Raw genomic sequence first — 19,318 nt, 5'->3', positions numbered from 1 at the left:
GAAAGGTCAAAATTAAACGCACATCGTGTTTAATTTTGACCTTCTATTTTATCCCCCTCCTCCATCAATCAGCCGACTGTTTCTTTTTTCATCTTTGGTAGATACACCGCAATGATACCAAGAAGCGGCAAAAGCGTACTTATTTTGAAGATGAAAAGCAGACTTGTGCGGTCGGCCAACCATCCAAAAAACGAGCTACCCAATCCGGCCAAACCAAAAGAAAGGCCATAGAATATTCCAGCCACCACGCCCGTACGCCCAGGCAGCAAATCTGTGGCATAGACCAAGATGGCCGAGAATGCTGATGAGATAATCAGTCCAATAACCACCGACAGCAGTATTGTGCTATAAAAACCGTGGATATAAGGCAAGGCTATGGTGAAAGGAGCAGCTCCGAAAATAGAAAACCATATCACATACTTGCGCCCGAAGCGATCACCGATAATTCCGCCTACAATGGTTCCAATGACCTGTGAGGCCAAAAAAATAAAAAGACACAGTTGCGAAGTTTTCACGCTCACAGAGAATTTTTCGATCAGAAAGAACGTGAAATAATTCGTCATACTCGTGGAATAGAAGTTTTTGGAGAACATGAGCACAAAGAGTACAAACACGAAAAAATAAATCCTCCGCTTGCTGTAGGATACGGTCGTCATCCAACGCATACGCGTTTTATGTTCGGCTCTTTGCAATTCCCTGACATGCCAGTAGCCGATATAGGCCAACAACACAGCGCAGACCACGGCCAGCACTCCAAACCACCTGATGGCAGGCATGCCATAGGGCAGGATGATCACAGCTGCCAGTAAAGGTCCAACGGCAAAGCCCCCATTTCCACCGACCTGGAAAATACTCTGTGCCAACCCTTTCCGACCACCGGATGCCATCTGAGCCACTTGAGAGGCCTGGGGATGAAAGATGGCCGAGCCACTCCCAAGGAGCATCACGGAGGCAAGTATCATGGTGTAATCTGTAGAAGCAGACAACATGAAGATGCCGGTCAGGGTGAGCAACATGCCCACGGATAATTGCCAAGAATGATGATGTTTGTCGGCATAAAATCCCACCAACGGTTGAACAATGGACGAGGTGACCTGAAACACAGTAGTGATAAGTCCTATCTGTGTGAAACTGATGGCAAATTCCGACTTCAACATTGGATATATAGCAGGCAACATCGAGCTGATGGAATCATTGAGCAGGTGACAAAGGCTCACAGTGAAAAGAATCGCAAATGCCGTATTTTCCATTTGCGCCGTAGAAATATGTTTGTTCTCCATCTTCAAAATTGTTCTCATATTACAGATTCGACCCTGCATCGAATCGCATGGCATTCATGCCAAAATTTGCCTGGAACACTCCTGTCGTCACACATGATACGTGTCTCCGGCCTCCATAGCTCCTCCCAAACGCGAGTGCAAAGATATAAAAAGAAAGTGTCACGCAAGCCTTTCGGTATAAGAATTTTACAAAAAATGCTGCAATAGCCTATTTTCGAAATACTTAAACAAAATTAACCGCGACTACAACAAGCATTCTCACAATATTATCTATCTTTGTATAGGCTTATTCTAAGGATAAAGAAAACAAGTGTCTAAACAAACGGCACTGACTTTAGGACAAGTATAGTTTCAAAAACGCCAAGCCCACATGCACCTATCGCCTACACCGCCCCCATCATTCAGCGACATTCGGCTCATCGCTTTCGATGCCGACGACACACTCTGGGACAATCAGAGCCATTTTGAAAAGGTTGAGCATGCCTATTGCGACATCCTGTCGCCCTACGGACAAGCCGACAAAGTGTCGGCCGCATTATTCGATACCGAGACCCGCAACATGCCCATGCTGGGCTATGGGTGCAAGGCCTTCATCATTTCGTTGATTGAAAATGCCATCACATTCAGCCACGGACGTATCCCGGCCTCCGATCTGTTGCGCATCGTTCAACTGGGCAAGGAGCTACTCTCCTTTCCCACTATTCCCCTGCCCCACGTGGTCGAGACACTGGAAGAGATTCGAGCGACAAAAGCTTATAAGATGGTGGTGTTTACCAAAGGTGAACTGCTTGACCAGCAAAACAAGCTCACCCGCTCAGGACTGACGCGATATTTCGACGACGTCGTGGTGGTGGCCGATAAAACAAGAAGCGAATACATTCGCCTGTGCCACGTCTTTGACGTCGATGTTCATCGGTTGCTCATGGTCGGCAACTCTTTCAAATCGGATGTCGAACCCGTTTTACAGTTGGGTGGGCATGCCGTACACATTCCCTTCCACACCACTTGGCAACACGAAAAAGTGGAAGAATATCAACACACCAATCTCATCGTTTTGGAAAACATTCGACAACTCGTACCTCTCCTTGGCAGACCTTCGAGCGCAGTCAACATATAAAATTTCCTCAGGATAGTCCTGCGTCATCACCTGAGACTATATAAGGTAAGGGGAACCAGAAAACTAATAGCGGATGAGCAACCTGGATTAGAATGCCGGATTGAAGGATGAGATAGAATTGTATAGAAAACTTCACCAAAAAACCATCTGGATTTTTTGGCATGATAGAATCCAAAAAATCAAAATTAGGCTGTTTTACAACTGAAATCTTGATAAGGACACTGCGTGGGAAATGCGGTTAAGGTCTACTCACGGTGCGGAAGAGACTCAACCATGCAGCAAAAAGAGTGTATCCGTTGTATGACAAAGGCTCAACCGCAGTACGATTAAGCCGTAATCATCAAGAATATGAACGGGAATAATGAGCGGAAAAATCCGTTACATCCTCAACACTCTTATTTTCAAACAATTATATAATAGCCATATTTTTGAAGAATTTCAGACGATCGGGAAATTATTTTCAAATACGCGAAGCAGCAAAGACTCTTTGTCGGTTATTTTCATTGACGCCCAATCTGTCTTCAACAGGATGAAAAACAAAAATCGCAAACTCCTTGCGAAGTCTGCGATCCCATTATATCTCTCAAATATTCAAATTCTTATTTCAGCAATCCACGATTGTTCAAAGTCAGGTTCAGAAGTGTAGTAAACTTCTTATACTGGCTTTCGTCGAGTATGTAGCTCATATACTTCAGTTCCTTGTTGGCTGCTTCCTTAACAAGAGCCTTACGGTTTGATTCCTCAGCACGACCGGCATTGTTCATTTCGTCTATAAAGCGATTGTGCACCGTCTCAACAGCCTCCATCTGATGACCGTTTAATCCCAGGGCAGAGCCAAGTTTGCGGTAGTTCAGTGTCATATCATAGTTCTGATCCATGGTCATAACTGACACTTCCGTAGTCTTATTCTCCTTAACATGATTCTTCTCTGCATGGTCTGCAAATGCCATTGTCATTGAAAACAAAGCAACAAATGTCAATACAATCTTTTTCATTTTTCTTCTTTCTTTAATCTGTCCGCGCCGTGTGTCAACGCGAATCTTAATTCAACTTGTTATCCTTATGAAATCCTCTGATTTCTAATGCAAATATAAGGGAAATAATTGAGGGTGGCAAGGAAAAAGGTCTTTTGTGTGCGATAACAGTACGTTTTGTTGACTCAAATCAAGTTTATGAGAAATCCCATCTTTCTTATGGACTTTGCACATTGAATGTATTGAAAAACATCTTTTTGGAAAAAAAGCCCTATCTTTGCACACATAAAATAGGTGCTCATCATAGATGGCTTTCATAATTTCTATAAACATAATGATGAACGACCATTGATATTATCACAAAATACAATATGGACAACAAAATCAACAAGTACATCAAGGCTTCTTACCAGCTCTACGACACAACAGATGGACAGAACGAGCTTATCGAACAGATCACCGACGACCAACCTTTCGTGTTTATCAGCGGACTTGGGATGGTGTTAGATGAGTTGGAAAAGAACTTGGTTGGTCTCGAAACAGGCAACAAGTTCGACATCACGCTTCAACCTGAGCAGGCATACGGCGTTTACAGTGATGAACATGTGGTGGAATTGGATAAGCAAATATTCTTTGTAAACGGCAAATTCGACCAAGCAAACGTTTACCCGAACGCAACAATACCCTTGCAAAACGAAGATGGAGTCTATTTTTTCGGTCAAGTGATGGAGGTTTCAACAGACAAGGTGAAAGTAGACTTGAACAATCCACTGGCAGGTAAGGCCCTGAATTTCAAAGGAGAAATCGTCGAGAATCGCGAGGCAAGCACTGCAGAGGTGGCCGACATGCTGAACAAGTTATCCGGTGGCGGGTGCAAGGGCAATTGCAAATGTGGTGGCCACGGACAGGATGGAGGATGCGAGTGTGATGGCCACGGACAGGATGGAGGATGCTGCGGCAAGCATCATCAGCATTAACCACCCCACTCCATTGCTGCAAAGACGATGCACTACGGGGAAAATTCACACGCACAGACGGCGTAGTACAGACTGCCGCGGTGCAGATCATATTGATTTAACCAACCCCTATCGGAGAGATGACAAGAAACACTTTTGGAAACATCTTCACGCTGACTACTTTTGGTGAGAGCCACGGAGAAGCCATTGGCGGCATCGTGGATGGGATGCCAGCCGGCATAGAAATTGATATGCAATACATTCAGCATGAGTTGGATAGGCGTAAACCAGGACAAAGCAAAATCACAACATCGCGCAAGGAAAACGATGAAGTGAAACTACTGAGCGGCGTGTTTGAAGGCAAGACCACCGGAACACCCATTGGGTTTATGGTGGTTAACAAGAATCAACATTCCAAAGACTACGACAACATGCAAAAGCTCTTTCGGCCGTCGCACGCGGACTACACCTATTATTATAAGTATGGTGTGCGAGATCATCGCGGAGGGGGACGCTCCTCGGCACGCATTACCATCAGTCGTGTGGTGGCAGGCGCACTGGCAAAACTGGCTCTCAGACAACTGGGAATCTCCATCCATGCCTACACTAATCAGGTGGGACATATCGAACTGGAGCATGACTATCGTTCCTATGATCTCAGCCAAACCGAAAACAATATGGTTCGCTGTCCGGATGCCGAAAAAGCAGAGAAAATGGAGGAGCTCATCATGGAGGTGAAAAATGCCGGAGACACCATCGGTGGCGTTATCACGTGTGTGGTGAAAGGTTGTCCTGCCGGATTGGGAGAACCCGAATTTGGCAAGCTTCATGCTCAGCTGGGTGCCGCCATGCTATCCATCAATGCCGTGAAAGGATTTGAATATGGCGAGGGGTTTGCTGGTGCTGCATCAAGAGGCAGTGAGCAAAACGACGTCTTTATCAATGATAACGGGAAAATATCGACCGAAAACAATCACAGCGGAGGAATACAGGGAGGTATCAGCAACGGCCAAGACATCTGGTTCAGGGTGGCGTTCAAGCCTGTGGCGACAATTCTCCAGAAACAAAACACAGTGGATATCGACGGAAGCCCCACTGTCCTCAACGCTAAAGGAAGGCACGACCCTTGCGTCTTGCCTCGTGCGGTACCCATCGTAGAAGCTATGACGGCCATGGTGTTGTTAGATAATTATCTGATTAATAAAACGATTCAATTATGAAATTCTTGGGACATAGAATGGGGTTGAAACGCTGATGTCCTATGTATTTCGAGATTATGTCGTAAATTTGCAATATCAACGATATGGGATTTGAGAAGGCCCAAAATCAGTTCAGTTAAGTCTTAGTTTAGTTTTTGTGTTAGCAGGGAACCGTCTGACGGCGGTTCCCACTTTTTAGCTCGCCATATCGGATGTCTCAAGTCAGCTTCATGCGACACAACAAAGGTGAGTTTTATAAACGAACAAAACGTTTTCGTTCGCCTTCAAAATCGCTCTTTAGACCACTCCTATAATCTCTTGTACACTCTTGCATCCGTGTCGTTCGAGCCATTCGGCCATGCCGTTTTTTACCCGAAGCGTGACGGATGGGTCTATGAAGTTGGCCGTCCCAATTTGTATGGCAGTGGCCCCGGCCATCATAAATTCTATGGCATCCTCCGCATTCATGATTCCTCCAAGTCCAATGACTGGTATTTTTACCGCATGAGATACATCCCAGACCATGCGCACGGCAACAGGCTTCACGGCTGGTCCACTCAAACCGCCCGTGCGAATGCTTAGCTTGGGCTTTCTGCGCTCAATATCTATGGCCATGCCCATCAGTGTGTTGATAAGTGATACCGAGTCGGCCCCTTCTGCCTCACAGGCACGCGCAATTTCCGCAACATCTGTCACATTGGGGGAAAGCTTCACGATAAGCGTTTTATGGTAGACCTTACGCACAGCCCGAACTACACTTGCTGCTCCTTCACATGTCACACCGAAGGCCATTCCGCCCTCTTTGACATTGGGACACGAAATATTCAACTCAATGGCAGGTATCTTATCCAAGGCATCTATCTTGGCAGCACAAGCAGCATACGAATCAAGCGAATGGCCGCTGACATTGACGATAATATTCGTAGCGATGTCCTTTACCTGAGGGTAAATATGCTCACAAAAATAATCAGCCCCCTTGTTCTGAAGTCCGACGCAGTTGAGCATGCCCGAAGCTGTTTCGGCCATACGAGGGTAGTCATTGCCCTCGCGGTGCTCAAGCGTAGTTCCTTTAACAATAATGCCTCCAATTTCATTCAAAGGAACCAGGTCGGCAAACTCCAAACCGTAGCCAAAAGTGCCACTGGCGGTCATTACAGGATTAGTTAATTCTAATTGATTTATCTTTACACTTAGATCTACCATAACAAACTGTTTATATTAAAAACCGGTCCTTCTGTACACACGCATTGATTGCCCTTCACAGTCTTCTCCACACAACACAGACAAGCTCCAAGTCCACAGGCCATCAGATTCTCCAAAGATGCTTCACATTCAATTCCCTTTTCGCGGGCATAACGAGCCACCGACATCATCATCGGCTTAGGTCCGCAGGTCTGAATCATGTCAAAATGTTCCTGTTGCAGCACGGAATGATTGGTCACAAATCCTTTCTCTCCAGCCGTATTGTCTTCTGTAGTTACATGGACCGTCCCCAGTTTCTTAAACATGTCAAGTTCCAATAAGTCGGAAGAAGAACGAGCTCCCAGTAAAAATACGGGGTTGTTGCCCGATTCAGAAAGTTGCTGTCCTTGAAACAATAGCGGTGCAACGCCAACTCCTCCACCAATAAGCAATACCCTTTTTTCACTTAATTCTTCAGGAGGGGTAAAACAATTGCCAAGCGGAAAGAGGCAGTTAAGAAGGTCACCAGGTCGCAACCGCATCATTTGTCTGGTACCATCACCAACCGCTGCAACAAGAAGTCCAAATTCATTTTTCGCCTTATCTATAAAATTAATAGAGAGCGGGCGGCGAAGAAAAGTATGAGGAGAATGGTCTATTCTGACCTCTACAAACTGGCCCGGCTGCATTTCAGGAAGAGGATCTCCTTGAGTAAGTCTCAGCAAAACATGCTTGTCACTTAACCAATCCACCGAACTTATATACAGGTCATGACAATATTTTTTCATAAGTGCCTATCTTTGATATTATGTAATCTACAATTATTTCCAATACAATTATACCTTCTACAATTATATCTTCCACAAAGGTAAGCATTTTTTGGTTGATGCATTGCAGATGTAAAGACAAAGTTAGCGTTTAGGAACAAACGTTTCCCAAGTCTGATCATCGTAAAATATTCTGATTTCTGTTATTTTTCGTTCAGGCTTGTCAATATATTTCACAACAGTTTTGCCTACATTTGATAAAACTCCTTCCCCGCCAGCAACGCGTGTACTCTTTGAATCATCAAAAAGAGAAGGTGTTAACGAAGAATTTTGCACTTCAAGCAAAGGTGAGTTTTTCTCTGAAGTTTGTGCGTCGTTAGATGGAGTTTGACTTTTCTCAGTTATATACATTGACCCCGTTCCAAACATAATCCATTCAACAGAAATGTTTGGAAGTTTTTCATGTATGGTTTCTATCATCTGAATCGTTGGTCTTGTCCGTTCATTAAAAACTCCACTTAAAGATCCTTCTGATATTCCAGTAAACTGAGCAAACTCTTTCTGAGTCATGTGTTGATCGTCCATGATCTGTCTAATCCTGTCTTTCATACTTCTTTATTAGAATGGTGACTATGGAAAAACTGATTATTTTCATTCAGTACTTCCATTTGCAAAGTTAAACATTAAATTTGAAATCACAAATTTAATCAAGCAGATTTGATAATTCAAAATGTTGGTTTGAAATTTAAAATATCAAATCTCAAATCTAACTTTACTTTTCTTGAATTTGAATTTGTATATTTAAATTAAAATGATACTTAGGACATCTATATACTAATTGAACATAATCCTGTAAACATATGGATTATAATAAGATAATTACACATATAATTACTGAATTGAAGCTCCTTTCGTTCTTTTATACTTATAATAGATCGAAATATGTATAATATCCATTAGCACAAAATCTTAAATACCTGGTTATCAATGGATAAAGTAATATATACAAATATTGCATATTAATAAATGCAAATTCCTAAATAGGGTAATTTGTGTTTGCGAATTCAAAACCATTTAATTATAACTTATTACATATATTGAGATTTTGATTTGCAAATTTAAATTATCATAGATTGGTGTTTGGGTTTGAGTTTGTTGATTTGATATTTCAAATGTAAAATTAATTTAATTTTAGATTGCACTTACCTTAAAGTGGTAAATAAGCTGAAATTTTAAGAATTTAAGGCAAGCGATAAGGCCAGCTCAAAATACGCGAATTTTGAGCATATTGAATCTGTATAACTCTCCTATTACAATAAGGTTAAGTCATAAAACTATACTTTCGAGACTACATGAAATAGAAAAATAAGGAATGATTTGACCGTGTTTTTAATGAAAAATGAAAAAAACAAGCTCTTTCATCAAGTCCCCAGGAGAAGTATTAGGGTTGTTTACACCTTTACTTTGAGTATCTGTTTCTCTGATTTTCGAAAGGATCTGCAAAGTTTTCTTTGCAGGATAGTTTCTCATTCCAGTCATATAGTCTACTGCCCCCCACTCGCTTAGTAAATCCAAATATCCTGCGACACTTTTTTTATCACCTCTATTCGGAGCATAGTATGCGATCATCAAATTCTGGAAGAAATTAAAAAGCAGAGGTAGGAAGGAATACACTGAACCCGCCTTGGGATTACTGTCAAAATATTTGATTATTTGATTCGCTTTAAAAATGTCCTTGTTAACTATGGCGCTTCTCAATTCAAAAGCATTGAAATCTTTGCTTACACCAATGTTTTTTTCAACCATTTCAGGGGTTATGCGTCGGTCTTTCTCCGGAAGTGCAATGAGAAGTTTGTCCAATTCCGATTGCAAGCGATTCAGGTCTGCACCAATACATCCAGCTATCATACTGGCGCTTTTCTCATCTATACCTACATTCTGCGTTGCCAGATACATTTGGATATGTCTCGGAAGTTGCCAATCCTTTAGTTTTTTACTTTCAAACACTACACCAACCCGCTCAGCAGCGGCCATGAACTTCGTACGCCGATTAATCGTCCCATTCTTATAACAAATCACAAGAACGGTTTTGGGCTGTGGATTTTCAGCATATTTCTCCAGCTTCTCAAATGATCTCATGCCCTGTGCTTCCTTCACAACTATCACCTTCCGCGATGCCATCATCGGATATTGCATAGCCAAGTCTGCCACCTGCGCTGCATTAACATCAGCGCCAAACACCACAGTCTGATCAAAGGCTTGCTGATCCGGACTCAAAACATGGTTAAGAATATAGTCGCTGATTTGGTCTATATAATAAGATTCTTCACCCATCAACACATAAATAGGCGAAAAACTTCCAGCTTTGAGCTCACGCATAATCGCATCATAAGTGAGAACGGGTTTCTTCTGTGGCATGTTTTATAAATGTACGTTCCAAAATCTCGGTACAATTCGCTATCTTTGCACCATTAAAATCCATGCAAAGATAACAAAATGATTCCATTAAACCTACCCTCTTTTGATATAAAATTGCAAGGCACGCGCGAGCATCCCCGCATCTTCGACATCTTACGAAGACGCTACATTTCACTCACGCCGGAGGAGTGGGTACGCCAAAGCTTCATACATTATCTTATTCATCATCTCGGATACCCGTCTACTCTTCTTGCAAACGAAATCAGTTTGAAAGTTGGACAGAAGACATTACGTGCCGACAGCGTGCTCTTCAACCAATCGCTGCAACCTCGCATGATTATAGAGTACAAGGCGCCAACTATTGAAATCACACAAAAAGTATTCGACCAGATTTCAGCATACAATCTATTGCTACATGCCGACTATCTTATCGTGTCTAATGGCATGAAACATTATTGTTGCAAAATGGATTATATTGGTAAAAAATATTTATTTCTTGACCACATCCCAAGGTATGAAGAGCTTTGACAAATTGCATCATTCCCATCGTACCTTTCCTCCTCTATACACAGCAACGAGGTCTGTCCCCATCCGGAACAAGCCTCGTTGCCATATTCGTATTATTACAATCTGAAATCCTATCTAATCCGAGGTAGGATTATTAGTCTACAGCACTATATCCCTTCGTGCTGTTGTCCTGCAAGATATCCCTCAGACTCTTCTCAACATACTCACCACCTTGGTGCGCAGTTGGATCCGGGTGATGAGGAACATCCTCTTCATAATTGAATCCTTTGTAGTTCAACTCAGCAACTCCCCAGAGTACTACCGCAACTATGAGAAAAGCAATAAGTGCAACGGCTATGTTCATAATGAATACGTATTTTGTTGATTATAGTTGCAAAGTTAGCAATTTTTCAGCAGAAAGGGTCCATACAAAGATTATTTTGTATATTTGCATCACGATTATGTATCGGCAATGTTGCCACATTAATATATAAGATAAACTATTATGGCCAAATTAGGCAGATGGATTGGCGGTGTTCTTGGTTTTATTGTCACCGGAAGTCCCCTCGGTGCATTGGCAGGTTACGCCTTGGGTTCATTGTTTGAGTTCGACTCTGATCATGGCAACACACGTTTTTTTGAAGACAACTTTCAGAACAATACAGGATATTCCCGGTATCAATATGGTTATCAACCAAACAATCCCTACAGCAGTCAACGCAACGACTTTCTTTTTTCACTACTCGTTTTAGCCTCATACGTCATCCGCGCAGACAGCAAGGTGATGCACTCAGAGATGAACCTCATGCGACAATGGCTGCGCACCAACTTTGGCGAAAACAGTGTTGCAGAGGGTGAACAGGTCATGCTCAAACTCTTTGAGCAGCAGAAACAGATGGGACTCGCAGAATATCGCAGTGTTGTGATGTCAAGTTGTATGCAGATCAGACAGCACATGTCCTACGAACAGCGCCTGCAGCTTCTCAACTTCCTCGTCTTGCTCGCACAGGCCGACGGGGTTGTGGTCACTGCCGAAATCAACGCCCTACGGGAATGTACACTACATCTTGGCCTTAGCGAGGCCGATCTCGGATCCATGCTCAACCTCCAAGATGCAGGAACAAGCCTCGATGCAGCTTATAAAGTGCTGGGCATCTCTCCCTCTGCCTCCGACAGCCAGGTCAAGGCCGCTTATCGCAAACTGGCGCTGCAACATCATCCCGACAAGGTGTCGTCCCTTGGAGAGGACGTGCGCAGAGCCGCCGAAAAGAAATTCCAAGAGATAAATGCTGCCAAAGAAACCATATGGAAAGCGCGCGGGCTTTAATTCCACTCTCGCATGCATGTGATAGAAAAATCCCTCGCCATACCATCATATCAGGACGACGAGGGATTTTCTTATCCTCACATTTTCACATGGGCATCTGCCAACTGATCATCTATGCCTTTGGAGCTGAACTATCTGCGTCAGCCTTCTTGCGCCGAGTCGTACGCTTCCGCTTTGTCTTCTTCTCTGCCGACTCCTCCGGTTTGATGCCGGCCAATTCCGGATCAATAAGAATACGACCGCAATACTCGCACACTATGATTTTCTTGTGCATCTTGATATCGAGCTGGCGCTGAGGCGGAATCTTATTGAAGCATCCACCGCATGCGTCGCGCTGAACATATACCAGTCCCAACCCATTGCGAGCACCCTTCCGAATGCGTTTGAAGCTATCAAGCAGACGAGGTTCGATCTTAGCCTCCATATCTTTGACTTTAGCCTTCAGTTGCTCTTCCTCTTCACGAGTCTCCTGTATGATTTCTGACAGTTCCTCACGTTTGTGGTCCAAATCTTTCTGGCGCTCATCAATGATTTCCTGCGTATTGGCCAAATCTTCCTGACGTTCGGACACCTTCACCGCAGCTTCCTTGATTCTCTTGTTACACAACTCGATCTCCAGACTCTGAAATTCAATTTCCTTGCTCAGTGTGTCGTATTCACGATTGTTTCTCACATCGTCCAACTGAGACTTGTAGCGCTCCACACTCGCCAAAGCCGTCTCTATGTCATTGCGTTTCTGTGCAATGGCCGACTGGAAATCCTCTATCTCGCCTTCAATCTTGTTATAACGGGTCGTCAGTCCTTCTACCTCATCTTCGAGATCTTGCACTTCCAAAGGCAGCTCGCCACGTAACGCACGCTTCTCATCGATTGCCGACAAGGCAGTCTGCAACTGATAAAGAGTAGACAATTTCTCTTCTACAGACAATTCTTTAGGGTCTTTCTTTGCCATAATATATAAATATGTTTAAAATTTACAAGTAAATTATCGGATTGGTATTGGTCTTGGTCAGATAACATTTCACGCCGAGGCATTGATCTTCGATAATCTCCCGAAACACCTCGTTGGTGTACTGCTCGCTCTGATAATGACCGATCACTGCTATCTGGATTTCCTGTTCGTGATCAAAATAATCATGATACTGCATCTCGCCTGTCACAAAAGCATCAGCTTTCTGTGTCACCGCCTCTTGGAGAAGAAATGAACCTGAGCCACCACAAACCGCCACGGTCTTGATGTCGCGTCTCAGCAGCTGATTGGCCATCACACATTCCACATTGAACACCCGCTTAAGCATGATGATAAAGTCGTCAGCCGCCATCGGCCTCTCAAACTCACCAATCACACCCTCACCGCCTTCAACCATGACCGGAGTCGCCTCCCCTTCCATCGCCGGAGCTTCCACTATCTGCTCCTTTCCAAAGAAACGCAGATTGTCCAACCCCATCTTTTCCGCGATTTTGTGGTTCACACCTCCCTTGGCACAATCCATGTTGGTGTGCATAGAAACAATCACAATATGGTTTTCAATGGCTTTCATCACCGTGCGCTGAACATCATTCTCTCCAACAATCCTCGCCAACTTATGAAAAATAAGCGGATGATGGGACACAATGAGATTACAACCCAAACCGATTGCTTCGTCCACAATCTGCTCGGTTATATCAAGACACAACAATGCCCCTGAGACTTCCGCTTCTGTTAATCCTACCTGCAAACCGGCATTATCAAATCCAGCCTGCAGGGGCAGAGGCGCGAAACGTTCAAGGGCATACACCACTTCTCGTATTTTCACGCTATGTACGTTTTTATTTTAAAGTACAAAGATAGTAAATATAAAGAAGAATTAGAAGGCCGCGCAACACTCTTTTGTCATATTTAACAAATAAAAGCGCTTTAGGTAACTATGCAATAGCCATATACCATCTCCCATCCTATCATTGTAGGATGGGGGATGGCGTATGACCTATGACTATTGCTGAATGGTTACAATAGCGCTAATTCCAATTAGAAGTGCAAAGCCTGCGGTGTATAAAAAACATGAAAAACACCGCGGAGGTTTGCCTTGCGGCCGGGGGCGCGAAGCCCCCGAAGAGCACCAGCGGATTGCTTAAGCAATACAAAAAGAGGAGAACTTTCGTTCCCCTCGATAAGATTAATTAATTTTGTGTTGTTATGTATAAGCAATTAATCCCGAAGCAAAGATACACAATAAGCGTATTACTCCAAAAGAATTTTTCAAATAGTTATATCGCCGGAATCATCGGCGTGAATGTAAGTACTGTCTCACGTGAGAAGCGACGCAATTCCAATTCCAAAGGAGTATATGACCCTCGTACGGCCGTACTGAAGGCCAAGCGGCGGAAGGCTCGGAATCCCGGTAACCGTAGCATACCGCTTTATGTGCGTAGCCGCGTCTTCGAGCTGATCCGTACGGAACAATGGTCACCCGAGCAGGTATCCGGATGGCTTGAAAGGGAAGAAGGCATCATGGTGTCAAAGTCTACCATATACAATTGGGTAGGAGCACTCTCTCCGCATACCAAGGATAATGTCAGGAAATACCTCAGGCGTGGAGGAAAACAAACACGGAAGGCATCCAAGGATGTTAAGGTCCCTATTCCCAATCGGGTATCCATTGAGCAAAGGCCTGAGGATGCCAACGGACAGACCATGGGCGATTGGGAAATGGACACCATCGTGGGAAAGGACGGCAAAGGTGCCATCGTGACGTTGGTGGAAAGAAAAAGCAGCTTTATGCTCATGGAAAAACTCGACACGGGAAAGCAAGCCGTACCACTGGCACATACCGTTGTCAACTTACTCAAAGAACTGCCTGTGCCCATAAGAACAATAACCACTGATAACGGGTCGGAATTTGCCGCCCATGAGATCATCGCAAGGGAATTAGGGACGGCTGTTTATTTTGCCCATCCGTACTGTTCCTGGGAAAAGGGAGCCATAGAAAACATGAACGGACTTATCAGGCAATATATACCCAAGAAAACAGATTTCAGAGGAGTATCAAAAAATTACATCAAGGAGATTGTCGAAAAATTAAATAACAGACCCAGAAAGAAAAACGGATTTATAAAGCCAAAAGATATGATTAAAACAAAAATAGTATAACTTTGCACTTGCTTATGGAATCCGCCTTAAATTAATATAATTTGTACGAGAACATTCCTGTATTATGTATATCTTTGTATGGTACAATCCACAAAACGACGACATTATGAATGTTTTTCAGTCACCATGAGGTTACCCTTTGCGCATATTTTTTGAAAAAGGTGCCAATCAAATAACCCATTCAAGTGAATGACAACGTTTACAAACCCATCAGCTGCAACAAGCAAATCAACTTCGCACCAGTTCAAGTAACGGCTTTTGCCAACCAACACTTCATTTTTAATAAACGCTTTACATAAAGAGATAAAGGTATGAATCAAACTATTTTGCAAGGTTTCCACTGGTACACAGAAGGAAACGGCGTGTTTTACAAACACATGAAAGAGATTTCCGATCAGCTTCAAGAGTTAGGAATCACTATGGTGTGGTTTCCCCCAGCATACAAGGCAGCTAGTGGTGACAACTCTGTTGGCTACGATTCCTATGACTTGTTTGACCTGGGAGAATTTGATCAGAAAGGATGTGTTGCCACGAAATACGGCACCAAGGACGAATACATCGATGCTTGCAAAACATTACAGAGCAAGGATGTTTCGGTGATGGTTGATGTGGTGCTTAATCACAAGGCCGGTGGTGATGAGACAGAACACTTTCACGTGGTGAAAGTAGATCCCAACAACCGCCAAAAAAACATATCAGCCCCTTTCGAAATAGAAGGCTATACCAAGTTTACTTTCCCGGGTCGAGGCGACAAATATTCTAAATTTAAGTGGGATTTCACTTGCTTCTCCGGCGTAGATTATGCAGTTGGGCAGGACAAGGGCATCTTCCAAATCATCAACGACCATGGCGATGGCTGGGAATCTGTTGTTGGTACGGAGAAAGGTAATTACGACTATTTGATGTACAACGACATTGAACACCGAAATCCCTATGTTCGCAAGGAACTGAACGACTGGGGTAAATGGTATCACGACCAAGTGTTTTTCGACGGTGTGCGACTGGATGCCGTGAAGCATCAATCGCCTGAATTCTATAAAGAATGGCTGAATCTATTGCGATCGAACACCGGAAAAGACATTTTTGCCGTGGGTGAATACTGGACACCGGGTCTGCTTCCGTTGATGCTCGATTATCTGGAAGCTACAGATGGATGCATGAGCCTGTTCGACGCATCACTGCAGCAAAACTTCCATAATGCCTCCAACAGTGGCGGTGATTACGACTTGCGACGCATCTTTGATGAAACGCTGTTGTCAGCCCGTCCTGACAAGGCAGTGACAGTGGTCGACAACCACGACACCCAACCCTTACAGGCGTTAGAAGCACCGGTAGAAGCGTGGTTCAAGCCTTTGGCTTATGCCCTCATTTTATTGCGACAAGATGGGTATCCTTGCGTATTCTATCCCGATTTGTTTGGCGCTCATTATACGGATAAGGGCAAGGATGGCAACGATTATGAGATTTTCTTGGATAAGGTTGATGGCATTGATGGCCTGTTGAAAGCCCGAAAAGAAAATGCTTATGGCACACAGCGCGATTATTTTGAAGACGCCAACTGCCTTGGTTGGACACGCGAGGGCGATGGATATAACCGAGGATGTGCCGTGGTGATGAGCAACAAGGATCAATACGAGAAACCCATGGAAGTAGGAAAGGCTTATGCTGGGCAGTATTTCTACGATTTGTTAGGCAGATTCGACCACAAGATTCAGATTGATGAGAATGGTTGGGGCAACTTTACCTGTCCGGCAGGGAATGTCTCCGTGTGGGTTCCAGAATAGTTTTTGCAGGTGGTTTATCAGCCATCTGACATATAGAGGGCATCCATGATTATGGGAAATGGGAAATTTTGGGGATGTGATTCCCATTTTTCCATTTCCCATTTCCGTTGATAATCAAAGACTTTTCATATTGCGGATAACCGTGTTCTGGTCGATAGTCAAGTTAGTGCTGAGACAGAATTTGTCATGAACAATATTGCTGAATAGTTATTCTTCCATTGATGTTATCAAAAGATAATGAATAATGATGACAAACATCGTTGCATACGTCGCGTATTTAGGAAACAAAAACAATTTATCCGAAAAAAACGAAAAAATCAGCCCGTTTCGTAATCATCTGGAAACTAAACACTTGTAATAAAAGCCCCATTTACATGGTTTCCCTAATCGGAAAAATCATCGTGAGAAAGCACCGATCGCACTCCGACTAAGGCTTACTCGGCAGACGTTTAGGCTTTTGTCATCATACGGTAACACGCTAAGCACGTTACGAATACTATCCAATCGGAAACAAAACAAGAACAATTATTGCCCAGAAAAGATTTTAAAGTCAAGAAAGATGGCGCAATCTTGTCTAATTGTTCACAAAATCAAACCCCGTTTTCTGTGATGTTTTATTGACAATTTTTGGTGTAAACTTATATAGTATCAATTGTCTGTAGAAACAATTTAATCGCAGTTTGAAGATAAGAAATAAGTCCGTCAAGGGAAATTCTACCCTTGGCGGACTTGACGTATTATTTTACAAAGATTACCTCACGAGTTTCAAATCGTAAGACATGCCTTCTGTTTTGACAGGCTCCTCGAATTCAGCATTAACCATGCGGAGTGTGGAGTCGTTGAGCACCATGAAAAAGAGCGTATCGTTCTCTTCCAAAGGCAACTTGAAGTAGTTGTTTTCCTTACCGTCAATCGTCTTGGTGACAGCAATGGCAGTGCCATTATAGTTGAAACTTGTGTCCACCTCGGTTTCAGACTTCATGTAACTCTGATTCAAGTTGAATCCCATGGTAGAGTCCTGAGACATGGCTAACCGATAATTAATGCCGTGGCAGTCGGCTGCAGGCGTCATTCCTTCGTAAACTACAGAATCTACAGCTACAGTGTCTTCTGTTGCAACTGGCGTTGCTTTCTTACTTTCGTTACAGGCTGCCATAATGGCTGCGCATGCGAAGAGAATAAAAGTTGTTTTCTTCATTTTACTTTCTGTTTTTAAAAATTAAATCTGTGAGTCTTTACATCTATAACGTGCCTTAGGCAGCTTTGTTGTATGGATTCACATAATATTTTTTCTTTATTGCGTTATTTTGATAGATACCGGAAGGGTTATCATGTGTCCTGCTGCATCCGTGAAGTATATCATGAAATGTCTTTCCCTAAAAAAGTTGACGGCAAGCAGTAAAGAACCTGCATGCAGAATACTCAAGACATTACCGGGTGTCGAGTCTTTGCACACAATTTGGCGTGACGAAGCAGGCCTATTACAAGTATGATGAGACCCGTCTCCTTGAAACGAAAATAAGCGTAGGCTTTTCGGTTTATTATATCAGAGAATGGGTATTGACATGATGACACCATATAATGTTTAACTGAGTCAACTTTTTCCAAGGATAAGCCTCTAAGGTAGTCAACCTAAATCAAGAAACTACATGTTTTTAGGAACAATGGTCATCATTTTTTTTGTATAACTGACTTACAAATCGAGAATTTTATGTAAGTTTGTCGATAATTACATTAACTACTAAAAATTTATGAAAAGAGTTTTTTTGTTACGAATGATGTTTTTCGCATTGTGTGTTTCGTTTGTGGCCTGCCAAAAGATGATAATCGATGAGGCAGACGGGGACGAAGATGTCAAAAACCCCAAAGCAGTAGAGTTTAATATTTCTCACTTGGAGCAAATTCCGTTTGACCAAACCTTTGCATCGCGTGGAACCGATGTGTCGTCAGTGTGCAATCGTATCAGCTTGGCCCTGTATAAAAACGGCGAAAAAGTGAAGCAAATCAATCAGACGACAGCCGACAGCAATTTTGGGCATATGAAACTGGTTGTCGCAGAGGGCATCTATAAAGTTGTGGTAATTGCACATAGTGGCGAGAAAAACCCAACCATGAGCAATCCGCAAAAAATCAGTTTTGATGGTAAGGTGACTGACACATTCTATTATAGTGAGGATGTGGAGCTGAAGGACGGGGGTTCGTACGATCTTACGTTGAGGCGTGCAGTGGCCATGTTCCGTTTGGTTATATCCGACAAGATTCCGTCTGATGTTGCATTGATTCGCTTTTACTACACAGGAGGTAGCTCAACTTTTGATGCGGTGCATGGTGTAGGATCTGTAAACTCCAGACAAACAGAGCCAAAGTATGTCACAAAGGATATGCAAGGCAAATCCGGAGTCTTTGAAGTCTATACTTTCCCACGGTCAGACAGCAATGTCCTAAAAATGCAGGTCACTGCCCACGCTAGTAACAATAATGTGCTTTACCAGAAGAATTTTGAGAATGTTGAGATTAAAAGGAATATGATAACCCAATACAAAGGCAATTTCTTTAATGGCGATTCAGAGGAAGGGGGACTTGGCAATGGTTCTCTTCAGCTTAACTTTTATTCAGAGGACGAGTGGGACAAGAGAGAAACCTTATATTGAATCCTATAACATCTCTCATCTATTTA

General features: G+C 43.2%; 18 protein-coding genes. 8 read left to right on the top strand and 10 right to left on the bottom strand.

The annotated features are described in order from the left end of the window. Positions 1 to 68: 68 nt before the first annotated feature. Entirely contained in the window at positions 69 to 1,298 is a 1,230-nt protein-coding gene (locus HMPREF0645_RS05400) for an MFS transporter (RefSeq protein ID WP_007173899.1), read from the bottom strand. A gap of 352 nt (positions 1,299 to 1,650) precedes the next feature. Between HMPREF0645_RS05400 and HMPREF0645_RS05395 the strand changes: the two genes are divergently transcribed. Next, positions 1,651 to 2,397, top strand: coding sequence for an HAD family hydrolase (locus tag HMPREF0645_RS05395; protein WP_007173898.1), 747 nt, complete (start codon positions 1,651 to 1,653; stop codon positions 2,395 to 2,397). A gap of 599 nt (positions 2,398 to 2,996) precedes the next feature. Here HMPREF0645_RS05395 and HMPREF0645_RS05390 read toward each other — a convergent pair. After that, positions 2,997 to 3,392 carry a hypothetical protein gene (locus HMPREF0645_RS05390; protein ID WP_007173897.1) on the bottom strand — a complete coding sequence of 132 codons (396 nt, stop codon included), beginning with the start codon at positions 3,390 to 3,392 and terminating at the stop codon, positions 2,997 to 2,999. Between the two features lie 350 nt (positions 3,393 to 3,742). On the opposite strand from HMPREF0645_RS05390, the gene HMPREF0645_RS05385 reads away from it, so the two are divergent. Both HMPREF0645_RS05385 and aroC read left to right on the top strand, forming a co-directional pair. Then, positions 3,743 to 4,348 (top strand): FKBP-type peptidyl-prolyl cis-trans isomerase, encoded by a 606-nt coding sequence (locus HMPREF0645_RS05385; protein WP_007173896.1) that lies wholly within the window; start codon positions 3,743 to 3,745, stop codon positions 4,346 to 4,348. Between the two features lie 119 nt (positions 4,349 to 4,467). Next, positions 4,468 to 5,547 carry a chorismate synthase gene (aroC, locus tag HMPREF0645_RS05380; protein WP_007173895.1) on the top strand — a complete coding sequence of 360 codons (1,080 nt, stop codon included), beginning with the start codon at positions 4,468 to 4,470 and terminating at the stop codon, positions 5,545 to 5,547. A gap of 276 nt (positions 5,548 to 5,823) precedes the next feature. On the opposite strand, the gene HMPREF0645_RS05375 is transcribed toward aroC, so the two are convergent. The 4 genes from HMPREF0645_RS05375 to holA all read right to left on the bottom strand — a co-directional run bounded on the left by HMPREF0645_RS05375 (position 5,824) and on the right by holA (position 9,893). Continuing rightward, the gene (locus tag HMPREF0645_RS05375; protein ID WP_007173894.1) at positions 5,824 to 6,729 is read right to left on the bottom strand and encodes a dihydroorotate dehydrogenase; all 906 of its coding nucleotides are present in this window, start codon (positions 6,727 to 6,729) and stop codon (positions 5,824 to 5,826) included. Next, positions 6,723 to 7,496: a dihydroorotate dehydrogenase electron transfer subunit gene (locus tag HMPREF0645_RS05370; protein WP_007173893.1), complete on the bottom strand. Its 774-nt coding sequence runs from the start codon at positions 7,494 to 7,496 to the stop codon at positions 6,723 to 6,725. The genes HMPREF0645_RS05375 and HMPREF0645_RS05370 overlap by 7 nt, the downstream gene beginning before the upstream one ends. A 123-nt stretch (positions 7,497 to 7,619) precedes the next feature. Further along, entirely contained in the window at positions 7,620 to 8,084 is a 465-nt protein-coding gene (locus tag HMPREF0645_RS05365) for a helix-turn-helix domain-containing protein (RefSeq protein WP_007173892.1), read from the bottom strand. 780 nt (positions 8,085 to 8,864) lie between these two features. Further along, complete coding sequence (holA, locus tag HMPREF0645_RS05360; protein WP_007173891.1) at positions 8,865 to 9,893, bottom strand: DNA polymerase III subunit delta; 1,029 nt, start codon at positions 9,891 to 9,893, stop codon at positions 8,865 to 8,867. A 78-nt stretch (positions 9,894 to 9,971) separates the two neighbouring features. Here holA and HMPREF0645_RS05355 point away from each other — a divergent pair, with 78 nt between their 5' ends. Beyond that, the gene (locus tag HMPREF0645_RS05355; protein ID WP_007173890.1) at positions 9,972 to 10,421 is read left to right on the top strand and encodes a type I restriction enzyme HsdR N-terminal domain-containing protein; all 450 of its coding nucleotides are present in this window, start codon (positions 9,972 to 9,974) and stop codon (positions 10,419 to 10,421) included. Positions 10,422 to 10,554: 133 nt separating this feature from the next. Here HMPREF0645_RS05355 and HMPREF0645_RS05350 read toward each other — a convergent pair whose 3' ends face one another. Further along, complete coding sequence (locus tag HMPREF0645_RS05350; RefSeq protein ID WP_007173889.1) at positions 10,555 to 10,764, bottom strand: hypothetical protein; 210 nt, start codon at positions 10,762 to 10,764, stop codon at positions 10,555 to 10,557. Positions 10,765 to 10,905: 141 nt separating this feature from the next. Between HMPREF0645_RS05350 and HMPREF0645_RS05345 the strand changes: the two genes are divergently transcribed. Next, a complete protein-coding gene (locus HMPREF0645_RS05345) occupies positions 10,906 to 11,727 on the top strand; it encodes a DnaJ domain-containing protein (protein WP_007173888.1) in 822 nt (273 codons plus the stop codon). Between the two features lie 112 nt (positions 11,728 to 11,839). Here HMPREF0645_RS05345 and HMPREF0645_RS05340 read toward each other — a convergent pair whose 3' ends face one another. After that, the gene (locus tag HMPREF0645_RS05340) at positions 11,840 to 12,679 is read right to left on the bottom strand and encodes a zinc ribbon domain-containing protein (protein ID WP_007173887.1); all 840 of its coding nucleotides are present in this window, start codon (positions 12,677 to 12,679) and stop codon (positions 11,840 to 11,842) included. 22 nt (positions 12,680 to 12,701) lie between these two features. Further along, positions 12,702 to 13,523, bottom strand: a complete 822-nt coding sequence (locus HMPREF0645_RS05335) for a Nif3-like dinuclear metal center hexameric protein (RefSeq protein ID WP_007173886.1) — start codon at positions 13,521 to 13,523, stop codon at positions 12,702 to 12,704. A 380-nt stretch (positions 13,524 to 13,903) separates the two neighbouring features. Here HMPREF0645_RS05335 and HMPREF0645_RS05330 point away from each other — a divergent pair, with 380 nt between their 5' ends. Together HMPREF0645_RS05330 and HMPREF0645_RS05320 are read left to right on the top strand one after the other, a co-directional pair. Continuing rightward, positions 13,904 to 14,857: an IS30 family transposase gene (locus HMPREF0645_RS05330; protein ID WP_007173884.1), complete on the top strand. Its 954-nt coding sequence runs from the start codon at positions 13,904 to 13,906 to the stop codon at positions 14,855 to 14,857. 311 nt (positions 14,858 to 15,168) lie between these two features. Further along, on the top strand, positions 15,169 to 16,641 hold the full coding sequence (locus HMPREF0645_RS05320) for an alpha-amylase (protein ID WP_007173882.1): 1,473 nt from the start codon (positions 15,169 to 15,171) through the stop codon (positions 16,639 to 16,641). A 751-nt stretch (positions 16,642 to 17,392) separates the two neighbouring features. Here HMPREF0645_RS05320 and HMPREF0645_RS05315 read toward each other — a convergent pair. Beyond that, entirely contained in the window at positions 17,393 to 17,839 is a 447-nt protein-coding gene (locus HMPREF0645_RS05315; RefSeq protein WP_007173880.1) for a copper resistance protein NlpE N-terminal domain-containing protein, read from the bottom strand. Between the two features lie 553 nt (positions 17,840 to 18,392). Here HMPREF0645_RS05315 and HMPREF0645_RS05310 point away from each other — a divergent pair. Then, on the top strand, positions 18,393 to 19,292 hold the full coding sequence (locus HMPREF0645_RS05310; protein ID WP_007173878.1) for a FimB/Mfa2 family fimbrial subunit: 900 nt from the start codon (positions 18,393 to 18,395) through the stop codon (positions 19,290 to 19,292). Positions 19,293 to 19,318 lie beyond the last annotated feature (26 nt).

The sequence above is a fragment of the Hallella bergensis DSM 17361 genome, from assembly GCF_000160535.1.
Classification (GTDB): Bacteria; Bacteroidota; Bacteroidia; order Bacteroidales; family Bacteroidaceae; genus Prevotella; species Prevotella bergensis.
This window is presented reverse-complemented; position numbering and strand designations above follow the sequence as displayed.

Bases quoted from the DNA above. Each gene is read 5' to 3' on its own strand.
- HMPREF0645_RS05400 (WP_007173899.1), bottom strand. From the start codon at position 1,298: ATGAGAACAATTTTGAAGATGGAGAACAAACATATTTCTACGGCGCAA.
- HMPREF0645_RS05395 (WP_007173898.1), top strand. From the start codon at position 1,651: ATGCACCTATCGCCTACACCGCCCCCATCATTCAGCGACATTCGGCTC.
- HMPREF0645_RS05390 (WP_007173897.1), bottom strand. From the start codon at position 3,392: ATGAAAAAGATTGTATTGACATTTGTTGCTTTGTTTTCAATGACAATG.
- HMPREF0645_RS05385 (WP_007173896.1), top strand. From the start codon at position 3,743: ATGGACAACAAAATCAACAAGTACATCAAGGCTTCTTACCAGCTCTAC.
- aroC (WP_007173895.1), top strand. From the start codon at position 4,468: ATGACAAGAAACACTTTTGGAAACATCTTCACGCTGACTACTTTTGGT.
- HMPREF0645_RS05375 (WP_007173894.1), bottom strand. From the start codon at position 6,729: ATGGTAGATCTAAGTGTAAAGATAAATCAATTAGAATTAACTAATCCT.
- HMPREF0645_RS05370 (WP_007173893.1), bottom strand. From the start codon at position 7,496: ATGAAAAAATATTGTCATGACCTGTATATAAGTTCGGTGGATTGGTTA.
- HMPREF0645_RS05365 (WP_007173892.1), bottom strand. From the start codon at position 8,084: ATGAAAGACAGGATTAGACAGATCATGGACGATCAACACATGACTCAG.
- holA (WP_007173891.1), bottom strand. From the start codon at position 9,893: ATGCCACAGAAGAAACCCGTTCTCACTTATGATGCGATTATGCGTGAG.
- HMPREF0645_RS05355 (WP_007173890.1), top strand. From the start codon at position 9,972: ATGATTCCATTAAACCTACCCTCTTTTGATATAAAATTGCAAGGCACG.
- HMPREF0645_RS05350 (WP_007173889.1), bottom strand. From the start codon at position 10,764: ATGAACATAGCCGTTGCACTTATTGCTTTTCTCATAGTTGCGGTAGTA.
- HMPREF0645_RS05345 (WP_007173888.1), top strand. From the start codon at position 10,906: ATGGCCAAATTAGGCAGATGGATTGGCGGTGTTCTTGGTTTTATTGTC.
- HMPREF0645_RS05340 (WP_007173887.1), bottom strand. From the start codon at position 12,679: ATGGCAAAGAAAGACCCTAAAGAATTGTCTGTAGAAGAGAAATTGTCT.
- HMPREF0645_RS05330 (WP_007173884.1), top strand. From the start codon at position 13,904: ATGTATAAGCAATTAATCCCGAAGCAAAGATACACAATAAGCGTATTA.
- HMPREF0645_RS05320 (WP_007173882.1), top strand. From the start codon at position 15,169: ATGAATCAAACTATTTTGCAAGGTTTCCACTGGTACACAGAAGGAAAC.
- HMPREF0645_RS05315 (WP_007173880.1), bottom strand. From the start codon at position 17,839: ATGAAGAAAACAACTTTTATTCTCTTCGCATGCGCAGCCATTATGGCA.
- HMPREF0645_RS05310 (WP_007173878.1), top strand. From the start codon at position 18,393: ATGAAAAGAGTTTTTTTGTTACGAATGATGTTTTTCGCATTGTGTGTT.